This window comes from Streptomyces sp. ISL-96 (assembly GCF_018614035.1).
Taxonomy (GTDB): Bacteria; Actinomycetota; Actinomycetes; order Streptomycetales; family Streptomycetaceae; genus Streptomyces.
This window is the reverse complement of the sequence record NZ_JAGGPA010000002.1, coordinates 31,621-46,309: the sequence shown is the minus strand read 5'-3', so window position 1 is coordinate 46,309 and position 14,689 is coordinate 31,621. Positions and strand designations below refer to the sequence as shown.

At 68.1% G+C, this 14,689-nt stretch carries 16 protein-coding genes; 3 read left to right on the top strand and 13 right to left on the bottom strand.

All coding sequences use genetic code 11. The features are described 5' to 3' along the window. Positions 1-8 precede the first annotated feature (8 nt). The 7 genes from pcaC to J7E96_RS01450 all read right to left on the bottom strand — a co-directional run bounded on the left by pcaC (position 9) and on the right by J7E96_RS01450 (position 7,340). Positions 9-1,325: a 4-carboxymuconolactone decarboxylase gene (pcaC, locus tag J7E96_RS01480; protein ID WP_215126568.1), complete on the bottom strand. Its 1,317-nt coding sequence runs from the start codon at positions 1,323-1,325 to the stop codon at positions 9-11. Further along, positions 1,304-2,470 (bottom strand): site-specific integrase, encoded by a 1,167-nt coding sequence (locus J7E96_RS01475; protein WP_215126566.1) that lies wholly within the window; start codon positions 2,468-2,470, stop codon positions 1,304-1,306. Before J7E96_RS01475 ends, pcaC begins: the two co-directional genes overlap by 22 nt. Positions 2,471-3,051: 581 nt before the next feature. Next, the gene (locus J7E96_RS01470; RefSeq protein ID WP_214980643.1) at positions 3,052-3,465 is read right to left on the bottom strand and encodes a VOC family protein; all 414 of its coding nucleotides are present in this window, start codon (positions 3,463-3,465) and stop codon (positions 3,052-3,054) included. Then, positions 3,462-4,046 carry a dihydrofolate reductase family protein gene (locus J7E96_RS01465; protein WP_214980642.1) on the bottom strand — a complete coding sequence of 195 codons (585 nt, stop codon included), beginning with the start codon at positions 4,044-4,046 and terminating at the stop codon, positions 3,462-3,464. The genes J7E96_RS01470 and J7E96_RS01465 overlap by 4 nt, the downstream gene beginning before the upstream one ends. A 328-nt stretch (positions 4,047-4,374) precedes the next feature. Continuing rightward, on the bottom strand, positions 4,375-5,472 hold the full coding sequence (locus J7E96_RS01460; RefSeq protein ID WP_251069255.1) for an IS110 family transposase: 1,098 nt from the start codon (positions 5,470-5,472) through the stop codon (positions 4,375-4,377). Positions 5,473-6,158: 686 nt separating this feature from the next. Next, positions 6,159-6,998 (bottom strand): F510_1955 family glycosylhydrolase, encoded by an 840-nt coding sequence (locus J7E96_RS01455; RefSeq protein ID WP_215126564.1) that lies wholly within the window; start codon positions 6,996-6,998, stop codon positions 6,159-6,161. A 93-nt stretch (positions 6,999-7,091) separates the two neighbouring features. After that, on the bottom strand, positions 7,092-7,340 hold the full coding sequence (locus tag J7E96_RS01450; RefSeq protein WP_215126562.1) for a hypothetical protein: 249 nt from the start codon (positions 7,338-7,340) through the stop codon (positions 7,092-7,094). Between the two features lie 81 nt (positions 7,341-7,421). On the opposite strand from J7E96_RS01450, the gene J7E96_RS01445 reads away from it, so the two are divergent. Then, complete coding sequence (locus J7E96_RS01445; RefSeq protein WP_251069254.1) at positions 7,422-7,835, top strand: heavy metal-responsive transcriptional regulator; 414 nt, start codon at positions 7,422-7,424, stop codon at positions 7,833-7,835. Between the two features lie 447 nt (positions 7,836-8,282). Here the strand turns inward: J7E96_RS01445 and J7E96_RS01440 are convergent, their stop codons facing one another. The 4 genes from J7E96_RS01440 to J7E96_RS01425 form a co-directional block, all read right to left on the bottom strand. Next, positions 8,283-9,185, bottom strand: coding sequence for a cytochrome c biogenesis protein CcdA (locus J7E96_RS01440; RefSeq protein ID WP_215126560.1), 903 nt, complete (start codon positions 9,183-9,185; stop codon positions 8,283-8,285). A gap of 6 nt (positions 9,186-9,191) precedes the next feature. Then, positions 9,192-9,773: a redoxin domain-containing protein gene (locus J7E96_RS01435; protein ID WP_214928743.1), complete on the bottom strand. Its 582-nt coding sequence runs from the start codon at positions 9,771-9,773 to the stop codon at positions 9,192-9,194. A gap of 87 nt (positions 9,774-9,860) precedes the next feature. Beyond that, complete coding sequence (locus tag J7E96_RS01430; RefSeq protein ID WP_251069253.1) at positions 9,861-10,562, bottom strand: Crp/Fnr family transcriptional regulator; 702 nt, start codon at positions 10,560-10,562, stop codon at positions 9,861-9,863. 176 nt (positions 10,563-10,738) lie between these two features. Continuing rightward, positions 10,739-11,224, bottom strand: coding sequence for a hypothetical protein (locus J7E96_RS01425; protein ID WP_215126784.1), 486 nt, complete (start codon positions 11,222-11,224; stop codon positions 10,739-10,741). 274 nt (positions 11,225-11,498) lie between these two features. On the opposite strand from J7E96_RS01425, the gene J7E96_RS01420 reads away from it, so the two are divergent. Both J7E96_RS01420 and J7E96_RS01415 read left to right on the top strand, forming a co-directional pair. Beyond that, positions 11,499-11,891: a carboxymuconolactone decarboxylase family protein gene (locus tag J7E96_RS01420; protein ID WP_214928741.1), complete on the top strand. Its 393-nt coding sequence runs from the start codon at positions 11,499-11,501 to the stop codon at positions 11,889-11,891. 4 nt (positions 11,892-11,895) lie between these two features. After that, on the top strand, positions 11,896-12,108 hold the full coding sequence (locus tag J7E96_RS01415; RefSeq protein WP_214928740.1) for a hypothetical protein: 213 nt from the start codon (positions 11,896-11,898) through the stop codon (positions 12,106-12,108). Between the two features lie 56 nt (positions 12,109-12,164). Here J7E96_RS01415 and J7E96_RS01410 read toward each other — a convergent pair whose 3' ends face one another. Together J7E96_RS01410 and J7E96_RS01405 are read right to left on the bottom strand one after the other, a co-directional pair. After that, positions 12,165-12,992 carry a class I SAM-dependent methyltransferase gene (locus J7E96_RS01410; protein ID WP_215126556.1) on the bottom strand — a complete coding sequence of 276 codons (828 nt, stop codon included), beginning with the start codon at positions 12,990-12,992 and terminating at the stop codon, positions 12,165-12,167. Continuing rightward, positions 12,989-14,572, bottom strand: coding sequence for a radical SAM protein (locus J7E96_RS01405; RefSeq protein ID WP_215126554.1), 1,584 nt, complete (start codon positions 14,570-14,572; stop codon positions 12,989-12,991). Before J7E96_RS01405 ends, J7E96_RS01410 begins: the two co-directional genes overlap by 4 nt. Between the last annotated feature and the right edge of the window lie 117 nt (positions 14,573-14,689).

Below are 14,689 nucleotides of genomic sequence, written 5' to 3'. Positions count from 1 at the left end.
CCGTCCCGCTACGCCTGCGGTGTCGTCTCCTCCTGGATGACCGCCTGTGCCACCTTGAAGGCCGAGTTCGCCGCGGGGACGCCGCAGTAGACGGCCGTCTGGATCAGCACTTCCTTGATCTCGGCGGGCGTCAGACCGTTGCGCAGAGCGGCCCGCGTGTGGAACGCGAGCTCGTCCAGGTGACCGCCCGCGACCAGCGCGGTCAGGGTGACGCAACTGCGTGTACGGCGGTCGAGTCCGCCCCGCGTCCACACCTCGCCCCACGCGTAGCGGGTGATCAGCTCCTGGAAGTCACCGGTGAAGTCGTCCGCGTCGCCGAGGGCGCGGTCCACATGGGCGTCGCCCAGGACCTCACGGCGTACCTTGAGCCCGGCCTCGTACGGGTCGGGGCGGCCGCCCTCTTCGGGTACGGCGACGGGCTGCTCGGCCGTGCCGATCTCGGCCACGGGGGTGATGGGCGCGGAGATCGCCGGCATCACGGGCGGCGCCTGGATGGCCTGCATGCCCGTGGTCGAGGCGGGGGTGGCCTGCCACGCGGTGGAGAAGTGGTGCACGAGCAGATCCGTGACGGCGGCGGGCTGCTCGACGGGGGCGAGGTGGGAGGCCCCGGGAACCAGCGCCAGCCGGGCGTCGGGGATGCCCGCGACCAGGGTGCGGGCCTCGGCGGGGCCGGTGACCTGGTCCTCGGAGCCGACCAGGACGAGGGTCGGGACGCCGATGCGGCGCAGGTCGACGCGGATGTCGAAGGCGGCCAGCGCCTCGCAGGCGGCGATGTAGCAGCCGGGGTCGGTGGTGCGGACCATCTGGACGGCCCACTCCACGATCGCGGGCTGCGCGGCGGCGAAACCGTGCGTGAACCAGCGGGCGGGCGCGGAGGCCGCCATCGGCTCCAGGCCGTTCGTCCGTACGATCACCCCGCGCTGGCGGAACTCGTCGGCGGTGCCGAACCGGGGCGACGCCGCCACCAGTCCCAGCGAGGCGACCCGCTCCGGGTGGCGCAGCGCCAGCTCGGCGCCGATCGCGCCGCCGATGGAGCAGCCGGCGTAACCGAAGCGCTGTACGCCGAGGCTGTCGAGGGTCGCCAGCAGGCGCTCCGCGAGTTCGTTGACGGAGCTGGCGGGGTGCGCGGGGGCGCCGCCGTGGCCCGGCAGGTCGAAGCGGAAGACGCGCCATTGGCGGGTCAGGTCCGGTATCTGCCGGTCCCACATGTGCCATGTAGCACCGAGAGAGGTGCCTATAACGAGGACCGGGGCATCTTCTGGCCCGTCAAAGCGGTATTGCAGGGTCTTAACGTTCTCGTCACTCACCCACTCACGCTCCCACATCTCACATTCGCTTCGCGATCGGGGGCAGAGCCACTCGCCAGACCTCCCCACATATCCGCTGTCGGCCGAAGATCTTCCACATTCGGCTTCACATACCAGCGCTTCGTCGTCTGGACGTCCGTGTGCCCGGCCCAGCGGGCGAGAAGGTGATCCGGCACTCCATTGTTCGCCAGGTAAGTGAGACAGCTTGCGCGGGTATCGTACAGACGAACCCGCCGCAGCCCGTTCTCGTCCATGACCTTGTACGCCCGCTCCCGCAACTGCCGCCCGTTGAGCGCCACGCCGAGTTCGTCCACGAGAACGTACCCACAGGCTTCGTACCTCCCCCCGGACGCCGCCTTCTCGGCCACCTGTGCGGCCTTGAAACCGGTCAGGGCCTGCGCGACGAGATGAGGCAGGGGAAGCCGCCGCTTACCTGCGAGCGACTTCGCGTCCTTCTCGACCACGATCTTGTTCCCCACGACCGTCCGGGTGTTCGCGATCGTCAGCGTGGCATCGCCCAAATCGACGTCGGCCCAGCGCATCCCGCAGATCTCCGCCGGCCGCAAGCCCATCAGCGACAGGAGGAACGGGGCAGCCAAGCGGTCATCCCTGACCGCACGCACGAAGGCAAGCACCTCTGCGACATCCCAGGGCGCCACCACCACCCTGGTCCTGCGCTCCTCCTTGCGTGCCTTCCGCGGGATGGTCACCTCCCTGGCCACGTTCACCTCGACCAGATGCCGCGACACCGCCCGGTCAAGGGCCTCCTTCAGCCGCGCCAGCGACATCTCGACAGAGGTCACCCCCAGCCCCGTGCCCGCCTCGCCACCCCGGCCCCGGCCCTCCTGAAGAGCCCATCGCATCCACGCCTCGACATGATCCTCCGTGAGTTCCTGCAACCGGATGCGCCCCAGGCTTCCCCGAAGGCGGCCCAGAGTCATGGTGTAGCTGTAGACGGTGGTTTCCTCCAGATCCTCCGCCTTCCTCGCGAGCCACTGATCAAGCCACTCATCCACCGTGATCCCACTGGCCGGCACGGACACGCCCTCGTAACGGCGGTGCGTGATACGCGCATACTCGGCCTTCGCCTCCCTCTGCGTGCCAAAGGTGCGGGTCACCTGCTTACGCTTCCCCGTGACGGGATCGGCCCCCACATCGACCACAAACCGGTACCGGACCTGCCCCTTCGCATTCGGAGGAAGCTTCTTGATCGGAACAGACAGGACTACTCACTCTCCTCAATGATTCGCCAGCCCCGTACAGGACGGACATCGCCGCCTCTCAGCGAAGGACGAACTCCGCAGCCGACAGGGCAGCAGTTAGCAGGACCATGCGTGGCGGTCGAGGGGTGTTCGGCGCTGTCCACAGCTCCAGGCAGAGCCGGACGCGGACACACTCAATGGTCCTCACCATCGCCGGTTTGGCCAACCGGCGATCACGGCGTATGTTGCGCTCCTCACCGGCCAGGGCCTGAACATCCGGCGCCTGAAGCCGGCCGGGCGGCTGGCTCGGCCCCGCCGGAACAACTGCCCTCACCGGCCAACGCCACCACAGGAGACACCAAAGCCCTCAACCCGGCCGCGGCTCGCTGCCGACACGGGTCCTGCGAGCCCTGGCCATGACACGCGGAATGCCCCTCAAAGCGAGTAATCGTCAAGAGCTGTGGGTGAGGTGGAGCTGCCGCTGCGCGTTGCGCCGCGGCCGCATCGACAGGTGCTTCGTCACTCCACTCACGTTGGCTGTCTCAGGAGAAGTCTGCTGCGGTGATGCCGTCGGGATGTCCGGACGGCCATTCCACCAACTCGATCCGGTAGCCGTCCGGGTCCGTGAGCCACGACGTCTTTGGGCCATGAGGGCCGCCTGGATACTGGATAGGCTCCGGCTCCAGGCCGGATTCGGCCAGTGTCTCCAGGGCGGTGGCGAGTGTTTCCACCTGGATCGCGAGATGGTCGAAACCGTTGCCCACGTCGATGCGTCCGTCGCCGGGGCGGTCGACCAGTTCGAGCGAGGCCGCCGGTTCGCCGGGGAACTTCAGGATCGCAAGGCGAGCACCGTCACCGGGTTCGACCCTGCCCAGCTCGACGTAGCCCAAGGCGGTGTAGAAACCGAGCGAGCGGTCCAGATCGGTAACGCGGTACGCCACGAAGAGCGTCTTCATGCGGTCTTCTCGGGTTGGTGCACCCGGTAGCGGAGGTGCGTGACGTCTCGATCGTCGAGCCGGCGGACGAGGTCGAGTTCAATGTGATCACTACCGAGATGGTCGAACAGCCGTCGGCCGCTGCCGAGAAGGACCTGGACCAGATGGATCTCCATCTCGTCGATCTGCCCGGCTCGGAGAAGGGCTTGGGCCGCTCCCGCTCCGTGGACCATGACCGGCCGGTCACCGGCTGCCATGCGAGCCTGACGGGCGCAGTCCGCGACATCGGTGACGAATCGCGCGTGGCCTGGTGGCACGTCCCCGTCATCCACGTGGTGGGTGAGGACGAAGATCGGCACGCCGTCGTGATGGTCGCCCTGCCAGCGCCCGGCGAGTTCGAATGTCCGACGGCCGGAGATCACTGCGCCGGTTGCCAGCGCTTCGCGGTAGACCTGTCCGTTGGGCCCATCGGATTCCCGATCGTCGAGCCAGTTGAAGAGCCGCCCACCGTTGCGTCCGAGCTCCTGGCCTGACCGATCGTCCGGGCCGGCGATATAGCCGTCGAGGGACATCGACATGTACAGCCGAATCGGAGTGTTCATCCTGGCCTCCATCTCTCCTCCTCCATGACACCGGGATCCACCGGCTTCCTGCCCGCCGGGCGGGATGTCACAAGGAAGACTGCAGTCAACCGGAAAACTCATCGGCCTGGGGGTCAGTTGAGGTCGTTCAGGCTGCGTGGCTCTCCGGGCGTTCGACGAGGTGGCCGCGTTCGAAGCGGGCTCCGGCGCGGACGAGGGCGACGAGGTGGGGTGCGTTCACGGCCCGCCAGTGGGTCTGCGCATCGGCCGGAGCACACGCGTCGTCTTGCAACCGCACGCAGAGCCCCGCCGGAGTGCACCAGCGAGGGCTCCTCATCTCACAACGCCCCTATGACAGGGGGCCGGTGGATACCGGCCTGACCAGGTTGAAGACATCTCGGGCGGTATATCGCTTGAGGCATCGGATGATCTCACGCCGGGTCTTGCCCTCCTGAGCGCGGCGTTCGTAGTACGCCTGGGTGCGGGGATCGAAGCGCAGCCGGGTGAACACGATGCGGTGCAGGGCCGCGTTGGCCTGCCGGTCGCCGCCATGGTTGAGCCGACGCGAGCTCCGACGGCCCGAGGAATACTCGATGGGACTGACTCCGCACATAGCAGCGAAAGACGCCTCGATGTTCAGCCGCTCGGGGTTGTCTCCCATGGTGATCAAAAGAGTGACGGCGCTGTCCGGGCCGATGCCCACCGGTATGAGCAGCTGCGGGGCATGGCGTTCGACGAGCCGGGTCAGGCGCTGATTCAGCTCATCGATCTGCCCGGTGTGCTGCTCGATGCGCTGGGCCAGCATGCTCAGGGTCATATGGGTGGCCTGGGGCACGGCGTCCTCGTCGTCCCCGTCGCGCAGGCTGAGGCGCGCGCAGGTGCGGAACAGCTCGCGGTTGCCCAGGCTGGACAGTCGTTCCCGCAGGGCCGGGTCGGCTATGACCAGGACGGCCTTGAGCTGGTTGATCGCCTGGGTGCGGGCCTTGACCGCGGAGTCCTTGGCGAGTTTGAACATCCGGGCGCTGTGCACCGGACCGTCGCCGGTTTTGGCCCGCGCCCGGGCGCGACCACTGAGCACGGCCCGCGCAGCAGCCTGCGCATCGAGCGGGTCCGACTTCCCGCGCAGACGGCGGGCCGTGCGGTCGGGCCGGTTCACCTCGTACACCTCGACGTGCTGCGCCAGCAGGTACCGGGACAGGCCCGCTCCGAAGGTGCCGGTGCCCTCCACACCGGCCCGGCGCACCGTCCCCAACTTGCGGGCCCAGACGAGCAGCCGACGGTAGCCGGCCGCCGTGGTCGGAAAGGACTCGGTACCCAGGACCTCCCCCAGCGGGGAGACCACGACGGCAACATGAACCTCGCCGTGCGTGTCCACACCCAGGACGACCTCGCCCCAAGCGGGAGGATCCGTGCTGGTGGAGAAGGCGCTGCGCTGTCTGGTCGTCATGGTGGTCCGCCCCCCGCATGGTGACGAGCTGGGTGGATGACACCGGCCCGCTCGGGCGGTCTGAACCGTGATGGCGCCTGATCGACGGCAAGGCCCCTATGGGGACACGCCCTGTGGCTCGGTGACAGCAGGCACCATCCCGCAACGGCAGTCGACAAGCCTGTGACAAGACACTTCGGTCAAAAGTCTCATGAGTCAGACCCCCGTCCGGGACGGCATTGCGCAACCGTCCCATTGATCCCAGCACAACAGCACGGCCTGATCACTGCCGGAAGTCTTCGTCCGAACCGGTGCTCAACCTGGCCTGGACGGGCTGACAATGAGTTGACTCCTCGTCCACTCGTGACCGGCATTGACGGACAGCCAAGTTGGCCGCCGTACCGGCTGTCCGTCCTCGACCGTCGCACGGACGGCCTCGAACTCTCTTTTGGTAAACGGCCGGCCACAAGTCCTGTACCTGCTACGCGAGTTCCTCGCTGGCTTCCCTCCAACTCCTCCAAGAGGTGGATGCTCTACGCGGTCCTGGCCGTTCCACGACGACGGCACCGTCATGGCCGTGAGCATCTTGCCTATTCGCAAACGGCGCCCGCTCTGAACCATGAATTCGGGAGATCTTACTGGTTCACGTTCTCCGCTTCCGGCAGCGCAACATAGCTCGGCTTGGGCGGAGAGGTACGTCAGTGGTCTCAACGTGATATCGGGAGACGCTTGGTGAAGGTTTCGCCGCCGTCCCGGGTCTCGTAGATGCCGTCCTGTGTGGCGACGAGGATGTGGTTGGGGCTGATGGCGGTGAGGGCCTGCGGTCGTCCGCCGGGGACCTCGCCGACGGGCTTCCAGGTGGTGCCGCCGTCGGTGCTGCGGTTCAGGCTCCCATTCGGGTCGACTCCGTACAGGGCGTCCGTCTTGGGCCAGGAGAGGAAGGCCATCACCGGCTCGGCGCCGGGACGGAATGTCCTGCCGCCGTCGGTGCTCGTGGCGATGCCGTCCTCCGTGGTGGCCAGGACAGTGTTCGCGTTATCGGGGCTGATGGCGAGGTCCAGCAGGTTCAGGGCGGCTCGGTCGTCCCAGGTGGCGCCTTCCTTGCTGACGCGCAGCTTGCCGCTGATGCTGTCGTAGCCGTAGATCGTGTGTACGGCGTCGAGGGCGTGGAAGTCGGCCTCGCCCTCCAGGGAGCGGGTCTTCCATGTCTTCCCGGCGTCGGTGCTCTCGATCAGGCCGCGGTGGGGCGGCTCGTCGTCGGAGGCCGGGTGTCCGCTGGCCAGGAAGGTCTTGGGGCCGGCCACCGTGAATCCCATGAAGTCGTCCCGGCTGTCACCCACGAGCTGCGGTTCGCCCTTGGCGTTGGGGGTGAAGAGGCCGTCATGGGGGGCGACGTAGAGCCGGCCGTCCGACGGATCGACTCCGAGCCCGTGGACATGGCTCAGGCTTACGGCTGCCTCGGTCGAGTCGGAGTCGCTGGTACAGGCCGTCAGCCCTGCGGCAAGGACCGCGGCGGCGAGGGCGGGAGCGAGGGCACGCACTTTCATCCGGGAATCCCTGCGGGCTGGAGTGGGTGGCGCGGCGGCATGCGGCCGGCGCGGTGCCCGGACCGCGGGGGCGGTGCGGGGCGCTGGGACATGTCACCGTCCGGTGGACTCCCGTCGCCGATCGGAGGCGGGGGTCGGGTGGGTGTGCCGTGTGGCGGCCTGGTCGCGCAGCAGGCGCAGTTCCTCGCGGGTGCGCCTGATCTCCTCGTCGACGCTCTCCCGGGTACGCGAGGGCGGAGCCGGGCAGCAGCCGCCCTTGTTGCGCATCGGGCGGATGCAGCACACGTACGTGGCGACGGCGGCGAGCAGCGTCGCGACGAGCAGGAGCCAGGCGCCGGTCACGGCGTGCGGTCCTAACCTTGCCCTTAGGGCAGAGTCAAGCCCGACGAACGACACCCGAGACCTTCGAGGAGGGCAACCGCCATGCTGACCGTCGGCCGCGTCGCCGAGCAGACCGGACTGAGCGCCAAGGCCATCCGCCTGTACGAGGCCGGAGGGCTCATCGACCCACCCGAGCGCACCCCGGCCGGATACCGCACCTACGGCGACGACACCCTCCCCGTACTGCGCTTCATCCGCCGGGCCCAGGCCCTCGGCCTCAGCCTGAAGGAGATCAAGCGCATCCTTGACCTCCAGCGCGAGGGCCGGCAGCCCTGCGGCTTGGTCACCGGCCTTCTCGACGAGCACCTCGCCGAGATCGACCAGCGCATCGCCGACCTCCAGGCCCTGCGCGAAACCCTCCAGGCCGCCCGCGACCGTGCCGACCAGGCAGCCGATCGCGGCGAGACCGCCGTGATCTGCCACATCATCGAGGCCACCCCCGACGGCACGAACTGACCGCTTGACCTTTCCCATGGGGCAAGGTTCTAGCGTCGCTCGTGAAAGATGAGAACGCGAAAAGGCGAGGTGACGAGCGATGCCATTCCGTGAGGGCGAGGTATATCGCTGCCCTGACCCGGACTGCGGATGCGAGCTGACCGTGACCAAGGCGGCCCCGCCAACCTGCTCCGGCCAGTCCAGTCCCACCTGCTGCTGCGGCAGGACAATGACCAAGGTTGCGTAGCACTGGCGAACCGGGGCCGGGTCGACGACGTCGGCGGGCCCCGTGTGCTGCGAAGCGTCGAGGGCGTGGTGGAGCGGGCTGCCCGTCCTGGTCAACCTCCTCATCGGCGTCGTCAGCAACTCCCTCGACGTAGCCAGCGCACTCGAAATCTGGCACGCCGGGTACCGGAGCAGCCCGTCACGCCTCCGGTTCCTCATGGGGTGGGGCGAACTTCCCGTAGTTCAGAGAGTTCGCTGGGTGCCATCTGGTGAAGTGCCACTGTTGGTTCGTGGCGTGTCCTGGGCCCGGCGGTGAAGGTGGTGGCGGAGTGCCAGCGCCGTCAGCAGCAGTGCTGCGAACACGGCGGTGATGGTGGGGATGCCGACGGTCTCGAGGGTTTCGGAGATCCACCGCTGTACGGTGCCTGCGCCGTCGATGACGGGGTCGGTGGACAGCGGGTCACGCAGGACGCGGATTTCGTACCAGCCGTAGTACGCCACGTACGCACCGACCAGGAACAGCAGGCCGCCGCCGAGGCGGGAGGCGGTGGCACCGAGGCGGCGCAGACGGCCCACCCGGGCGGTGCGGGTCAGCGCCACAGACAGCGCGGCGGCGCCCACGATCACTCCCATCCCGGCCGCGTACGCAGTGAACAGCGCGACACCTTCGAGCGTCGATCCACTGCGGAACGCGGAGACCACGATCGCGAGGAAAGGAGCGATGGTGCAGCCCAGCGAGGCGATCGCGTAGGCGGCGCCAAACAGTGCCATCGACTGCACGGAGCGGGTCACGGCGGGGGCACGGCGGAGCTTGGGGAGCAGGGTGGGCAGGTCGCGGCCGGCCAGCAGCCAGCCGCCGACGAGGGCGAGCAGCAGGCCGAAGGCGATGGTGAACCATGGCAGGTGCTGCTGCACCTGGCCGGCGACGGGTGCGACGGCGAGTCCGAAGACGGCGAACAAGGCCGCGAATCCGGCGGTCATGGCAGCTGTCGCGGCCAGCGCGCGGCCGACCGCGGCCGTGCGGGTGGGCGAGTCGTCGCCCAGGACGAGCAGGGAGAGGTAGGCGGGCAGCAGGGCGAAGCCGCACGGGTTCACCGCGGCGAGCATGCCCGCGGTCAGGGCGAGGGCGAGCGGAACGTCGGACACGGCGCGTCAGCCGACGAGCTTGCTGACCTTGTCGGCCAGCCCCTTGCCGGCGGGCAGGTTGCCGGTGAAGACGGTCTTGCCGTCCTTGTCGAGCACGACGTACGTGCTCTGCTCTGTGATCTCGAACTTCTTCCAGATGTCACCGCCTTCGTCGGACAGGTTCGGGAAGGCGCCGACCTTGGCCGAGGCGACGAAGTCCTTCATGGCCGCCGGCTTGTCCAGCCCGGCCACCCCGACGACATTGGCCCTCCCCTCGAACTGCGCTGCGACCTTCGCCGTCTCCGGCCCTTGGGCCTTGCACTTGGGGCACCAGGGGGCCCAGAACCACAGCACCGTGGGCTTGCCGACCAGCGTCGCGCCGTCAAACGGCTTGCCCTCAATGGTCATTCCGGTGAAGCGCAGTGCCTCGGGCACCGTCCCGGAAGAATCGCTGCCGGCTGAGGTGGGAGTGGCGGCGGGGGCCGTGTTCGCGCCAGAGCTGTCCGTGCCCGCATCACTGCCGGATGCGTCACCGCCGTCGGAGCCACAGCCTGCAAGGGCGAGCATTCCGGCGGTCAGGACGGCCGGGAGGAACGAGCGGACACGCATGAGGGCTCCTGATGTTCGGGATCGGCTCTGAATGTAGATCGGCCGGTCCCGTGGGCGGGACGGCTGAGTGCTTACGGTTCGGTGACGTCAGCCCGCGTGGTCCTTGAGGCGCTCAGGGTCGAGGACGGCGATACGCCCTCTGGCGAGGCGGATCAGCCCCTGTCCGGCGAACTCGCGCAGGACCTTGGTGGTGGTTTCGCGGGAGGTGCCTGCCAGGGCTGCGATCTGCTGGTGTGTCAGGGCGATCTGCGGGCTGCGGGCCCCGAGCACGCGCGTTCGGTTCTCGGCGGCGAGGGTCAGCAGGGTGGTGGCGATGCGCTGGGGTACGGATTTGAAGACGGTGTCGGACAGGCGTTGTTCGAGGTCGGCCAGGCGGCGGCCGAGGATTTCGGTGATCCGGGCGGAGATCCGCGCATCAGAGAGCAGGAAACGGCGGACATCGGCGCGGCTCATGACGCAGACGGTGACCTCGTCGAGGGCTTCGGCGAAGTTGTCGTACATCCGCTGCCCGAGCAGCGCCATCTCCCCAAAGATGGTGCCCGGGCTGATAATCGCGCAGGTCAGGGCCCGGCCGTCGGCGGAGACACGGAAAATGCGGACCCGGCCGCGCTTGAGGATGAACAGCACCTCGGACGGCTGGGCCGGGGAATGCAGAAGCTCTCCCGCGGAGTAGGTCTTCATCGGCGCTGCGGCGGCGATGGCGTCCATCTCCGCCTCGCTGAGGTCGCGGAAGATGTCGACCTCGGAGATGCACCACGTCTTCTCCACGTCGTCACCGGCGTCGGTCATGTGGTGTGTCTCCTCGCGTCGTCCCGGTGCCCACGGCGGGGGCGCCGCGCCCCACGCCGGGCTGGCCATCGCACCGGCGCTGTCGGCCAGACAGTAGCCGTCCGGGGTGCTGCGAAGCTGTGCAGCACCCCGGGGCGGTGTGCCGGGGCCGGGTGTTGACGCCGGCGGTACGCGGGTCATCCTCCGGCCCGGCCCGTCCGCTTGGCCGCCATCTGGGCGATACAGGCGAAGGTCAGTCCGGCGAGCAGCCCGAACACCAGGTGGCCGCCGAGGCTGGAGCTGGTGACGTCGTTCCACTCGAAGACCGGCATGCCCATGTTGGCGGGCATGATCCACAGCGCGCCGACGAACCACCACACGGCGCCGTAGGCCAGCCCCAGCACGACCGCGGGTGCCATCTTCTGGGCGAACTGGCCCAGGACCGCGCCGAAGGTGATGCCGGCGAAGACCGCGATGCCCAGGTGGATCAGCCACCCGGCGAAGGCGTTGGTCGATCCGAGCAGACCGGCGACCATGGTGATCATCGCGGTGTCCATCATCGGCCGGGACACCGACATCCAGATGCCGAACCCGATCCCGCCGACCACACCGGCCACAGCGCCGTAGGCCGCGTAGACAGGGATGACGGCGGCTCTCGGGGATACCTGCACGGTGGCTGTCATGATCTTCAAGTCCTCTCCTGCCCGGGATGCTTGCTTCAGCGACGACGCTAGGACCGGTGACGGATGCAGGTATGTGAGCGCGCTTACCTACGTGCCAGTAACTCCAAGCCGCGGCGATATTCCCGGCGGACGTGGCTGCCGGGCGTCGGGACGAGGGGCTCGCCATCTGTGGGGGCGATGCGGGAAGAGGCAGGCGCGGCAGCGGTCGCAGGGCCCGCTGGCGAGCTCTAGCGTGGAAGGAGGGTCCGTTCGCTGGCTGAGAGGAGTGGTCGCCATGGCAGGCCGGAGCCGAAGCGAGGTCGAGTCGGAGATCAAGGAGACGCTGGGTCTCGTTCCGCATTTCTTCTCCCGGATCCCCGATGACCTGCTGGACTACGAGTGGGAGATCTTCAAGAAGATCGAGCTCGGTGAGACGCTCATCCCGAACAAGTACAAGGAACTGATCGGGATCGCGTTGCATTCGGAGACGAAGTGTCGCTACTGCACGCTCTTCCACACGGAGGCCGCGAAGCTGTTCGGGGCCACCGACGAGGAGATCCAGGAAGCCGTCCACTACGCGAAGAACAGCCTCGGCTGGAGCGCATACCTCAACGGTATCCGTGAGGACTACGACGACTTCGCGCAGGAACTCGGGCAGATCAAGGACTACTTGGCATCGAAGGGCTGAGATCATGCACCTCGAGTGGGCCCGGCCGGGTGTCCTGAGTGCGACTGCTCACGCGTTCGAGTTCGCCGCGCTGGTGGCCGCCGCCCGATTCGTGGCCGAGTCCGCTCCGCCCGAAATCCCCACGGAGGCGTTGGAACAGCTCCGGCAGATTCTCCACGACTACGACACACAGGCGCTGCGTCTGCGCGAAGCGGCATCCCCTGCGGACGGCGCCTGAGCGCAGGCGCATCCGATGCAACAAGCGCCGTTGCACGGGATGCACGCGTCCTCCAGTCAGGCGTTCGGCAGGCCCTTCTCCGCGATCAGCAGGGAGTAGCCGAGGACGCCGTCCGCCACGGCGGCGCGGGCAGCGGCGAGGACGGCTGGGGCCGCCTCCAGGTCCACGCCGGCGTCGGTGAGCTTGGCCGCAGCGGTCATGCGCAGCAGGTTCAGCCTCGCCTCGATCTGGTCGATCATGCGGGTCATGGCCGCGTCGTGGCGTTCGGTGCGGATGGTGCGCAGTCCGGCGGCGGCCAGGATCTCAACGTATTGGGCCAGCGGGCGGGCGTCGGCGATGCAGGCGATCCGCGCGGCCAGACCGGTCAGTTCCGGCGGGAGGCGGTCGGGGGCGGCGGTGACGTCGGTGATGCCGACCCGTCCACCGGGACGCAGGACACGGGAGAACTCAACTGCGGCCTGGGCCTTGTCGGGGAAGGTGCACAGGGCGCACTCGCACACCACCGCGTCGAACACGCCGCCCGGGTAGGACAGGCGCTCGGCATCCCCGGTGGTGAACACGGCACAGTCTCCGAGTCCCGCGGCTGCGGCGGCTCCTTGGGCCAGGGCGGTGTTGGCCGGTGAGTAGTCCACCCCGTCCACCCGTACGCCGTAGACGTCGGCGAGGAGAAGGGCGGTGGTGCCGCGGCCCGAGGCCACATCGAGAACGCGGCAGCCCTCCGCCAGGCGGAGACCGTCGGCGAGGCGGCGGGTCAGGGCGGTGCCGCCCGGGTGGTAGGAGTCGCCGAGCAGCAGGGCGACCACATCGGACGAGTACGCGGCGGCGCAGCAGGCTTTGAGTTCATCGCCGGTCGCGATGGGTGGGCGGGCGTTCTGGTCGGTCATCGTGCGCCCTCTTCGGCGGTCGGCTGGGGCTTTGTGCTGCGGGCGGTCTTGGAGCCGTAGGGGGTGTCGGTGAGGACGGGCGCGAGGGGCAGCGCGTTGGGCACCACGTCGGCGACGGGAACGCCGGACATCTGCGCGCGGACCTGTTCGCGGTAGCCGACGGAGTTGTAGGCGCAGAAGGGGATGAGGCGTCCGTCAGGGGTGATCTCCTCGACGCAGCGCTTCATCAGCTGCTTGACGTTGAGGGTGTAGGGGTCCTGGAAGTCCTGTACGACGATCATGAATGCCTTGTCGTTGAGGTCCTTCACCGCATGCGGGAGGTCGATGCCGCAGGAGTCCGCGCAATCGAGTCCTTCGGCGGTGGCCCGTAGCTTCTCCTGGGTCGTTTCCGTGCCCATGAAGGCGGAGGCAGACCACAGCTTCTCCAGCGCCTCGCGGATTCCGGTGTCGGGCATGACGCGGTTGGTGACGTAGTCGAGGTAGTCATCGACCTGCAGCAGCCGGGGAATGGGCACGACGGTCCGGCTGCCCGGCTCGCCGTCCACCAGCAGATAGGTGATGGAGCGGCAGGTCGGGAAGCAGCAGGGGACGGGGAAGAAGTCGCCCTTCTTGAACCACTGCGGCCGCTGTTCATTGATGAGCTTGATGACATCGGGGTTGGTGAGCCGGTTCAGCGGGTCGAACTCCACATGCCGACCGGAGTGGGTGACGGGCTGGAAAGCCACCGACCGTACGGCCGGGTGGTCGATGCCGAACTCGACGATGTCTCCGAGCTCGTGCTCGTTCAGCCCCCGCTCGACAGCCGCGACCAAAGTGACGCTCAGCCCAGCAGACGCGCAGTTGTCCAGTGCCCGCTGTTTGAACGTACGCAGGTCACGGCCCCGGATCTCCCGGTGGGTTCGCTCGTCGAAGCCGTCGAACTGCAGGTAGATGTTCACCGACCTGCCGGGCAGCTGGTTGCGTTTGCCCAGCTCGGCGACGAAGCGTTGGTCGGTGGCGAGACGGATGCCGTTGGTATTGAGGGTGACGTTCTTGATCGGCCGGTTCAGCGCGAGGTCGATGAAGTCCAGGATGTGCTTGTGGATGGTGGGCTCGCCGCCGGAGAACATCACCACCTCCGCCTCGCCCTCGGAGGCCACGAAGACGTCGAGCATCCGTGCGCACTGCTCGTGGGTGATGGAGTAGCCGTCGCTGTGGTGGCCGGAGTCAGCGAAGCAGATCGGGCAGTCCAGGTTGCAGTTGGTGTTGACCTCGATGATGCCCAGGCAGGCGTGCTGTTTGTGCTCCGGGCACAGCCCGCAGTCCGACGGGCAGCCGTCCCTCACCTCGGTCTGGAAGGTGAGGGGGATGGTGCCGGGCTTGTTGAACCGGGCCGAGAAGACGTACTCCTCGGCGTCCCCGTATACCAGCGCCTCGAACTCACCGTGCTCCTTGCAGCGTTTGCGCAGATAGACCTTGCCCTGGCGGATGTTGACCTGGGCGTCGACGGGCGTCTTGCACATCGGGCAGATCGACTTGGTGAACTCCACGAACACCTCGTCGCGGTCCACCTTGCGCCGCGGCGCGGGGGCTTGGGTCATCTCGGCTCCTCCACTCGAAAGGAACCCGGGCCGTGAACCCGGGCCGGCGGTCACCGCGCTGCAACACGGCGGTATGGGCAGACGCTGGCAGAGCAGCCGTCCACCGGGCGTCATCAG

Coding starts and splice junctions, on each gene's coding strand:
- pcaC (WP_215126568.1), bottom strand. CDS start 1,325: ATGTGGGAGCGTGAGTGGGTGAGTGACGAGAACGTTAAGACCCTGCAA.
- J7E96_RS01470 (WP_214980643.1), bottom strand. CDS start 3,465: ATGAAGACGCTCTTCGTGGCGTACCGCGTTACCGATCTGGACCGCTCG.
- J7E96_RS01465 (WP_214980642.1), bottom strand. CDS start 4,046: ATGAACACTCCGATTCGGCTGTACATGTCGATGTCCCTCGACGGCTAT.
- J7E96_RS01460 (WP_251069255.1), bottom strand. CDS start 5,472: ATGACGACCAGACAGCGCAGCGCCTTCTCCACCAGCACGGATCCTCCC.
- J7E96_RS01455 (WP_215126564.1), bottom strand. CDS start 6,998: ATGAAAGTGCGTGCCCTCGCTCCCGCCCTCGCCGCCGCGGTCCTTGCC.
- J7E96_RS01445 (WP_251069254.1), top strand. CDS start 7,422: ATGCTGACCGTCGGCCGCGTCGCCGAGCAGACCGGACTGAGCGCCAAG.
- J7E96_RS01435 (WP_214928743.1), bottom strand. CDS start 9,773: ATGCGTGTCCGCTCGTTCCTCCCGGCCGTCCTGACCGCCGGAATGCTC.
- J7E96_RS01430 (WP_251069253.1), bottom strand. CDS start 10,562: ATGACCGACGCCGGTGACGACGTGGAGAAGACGTGGTGCATCTCCGAG.
- J7E96_RS01425 (WP_215126784.1), bottom strand. CDS start 11,224: ATGACAGCCACCGTGCAGGTATCCCCGAGAGCCGCCGTCATCCCTGTC.
- J7E96_RS01420 (WP_214928741.1), top strand. CDS start 11,499: ATGGCAGGCCGGAGCCGAAGCGAGGTCGAGTCGGAGATCAAGGAGACG.
- J7E96_RS01415 (WP_214928740.1), top strand. CDS start 11,896: ATGCACCTCGAGTGGGCCCGGCCGGGTGTCCTGAGTGCGACTGCTCAC.
- J7E96_RS01410 (WP_215126556.1), bottom strand. CDS start 12,992: ATGACCGACCAGAACGCCCGCCCACCCATCGCGACCGGCGATGAACTC.
- J7E96_RS01405 (WP_215126554.1), bottom strand. CDS start 14,572: ATGACCCAAGCCCCCGCGCCGCGGCGCAAGGTGGACCGCGACGAGGTG.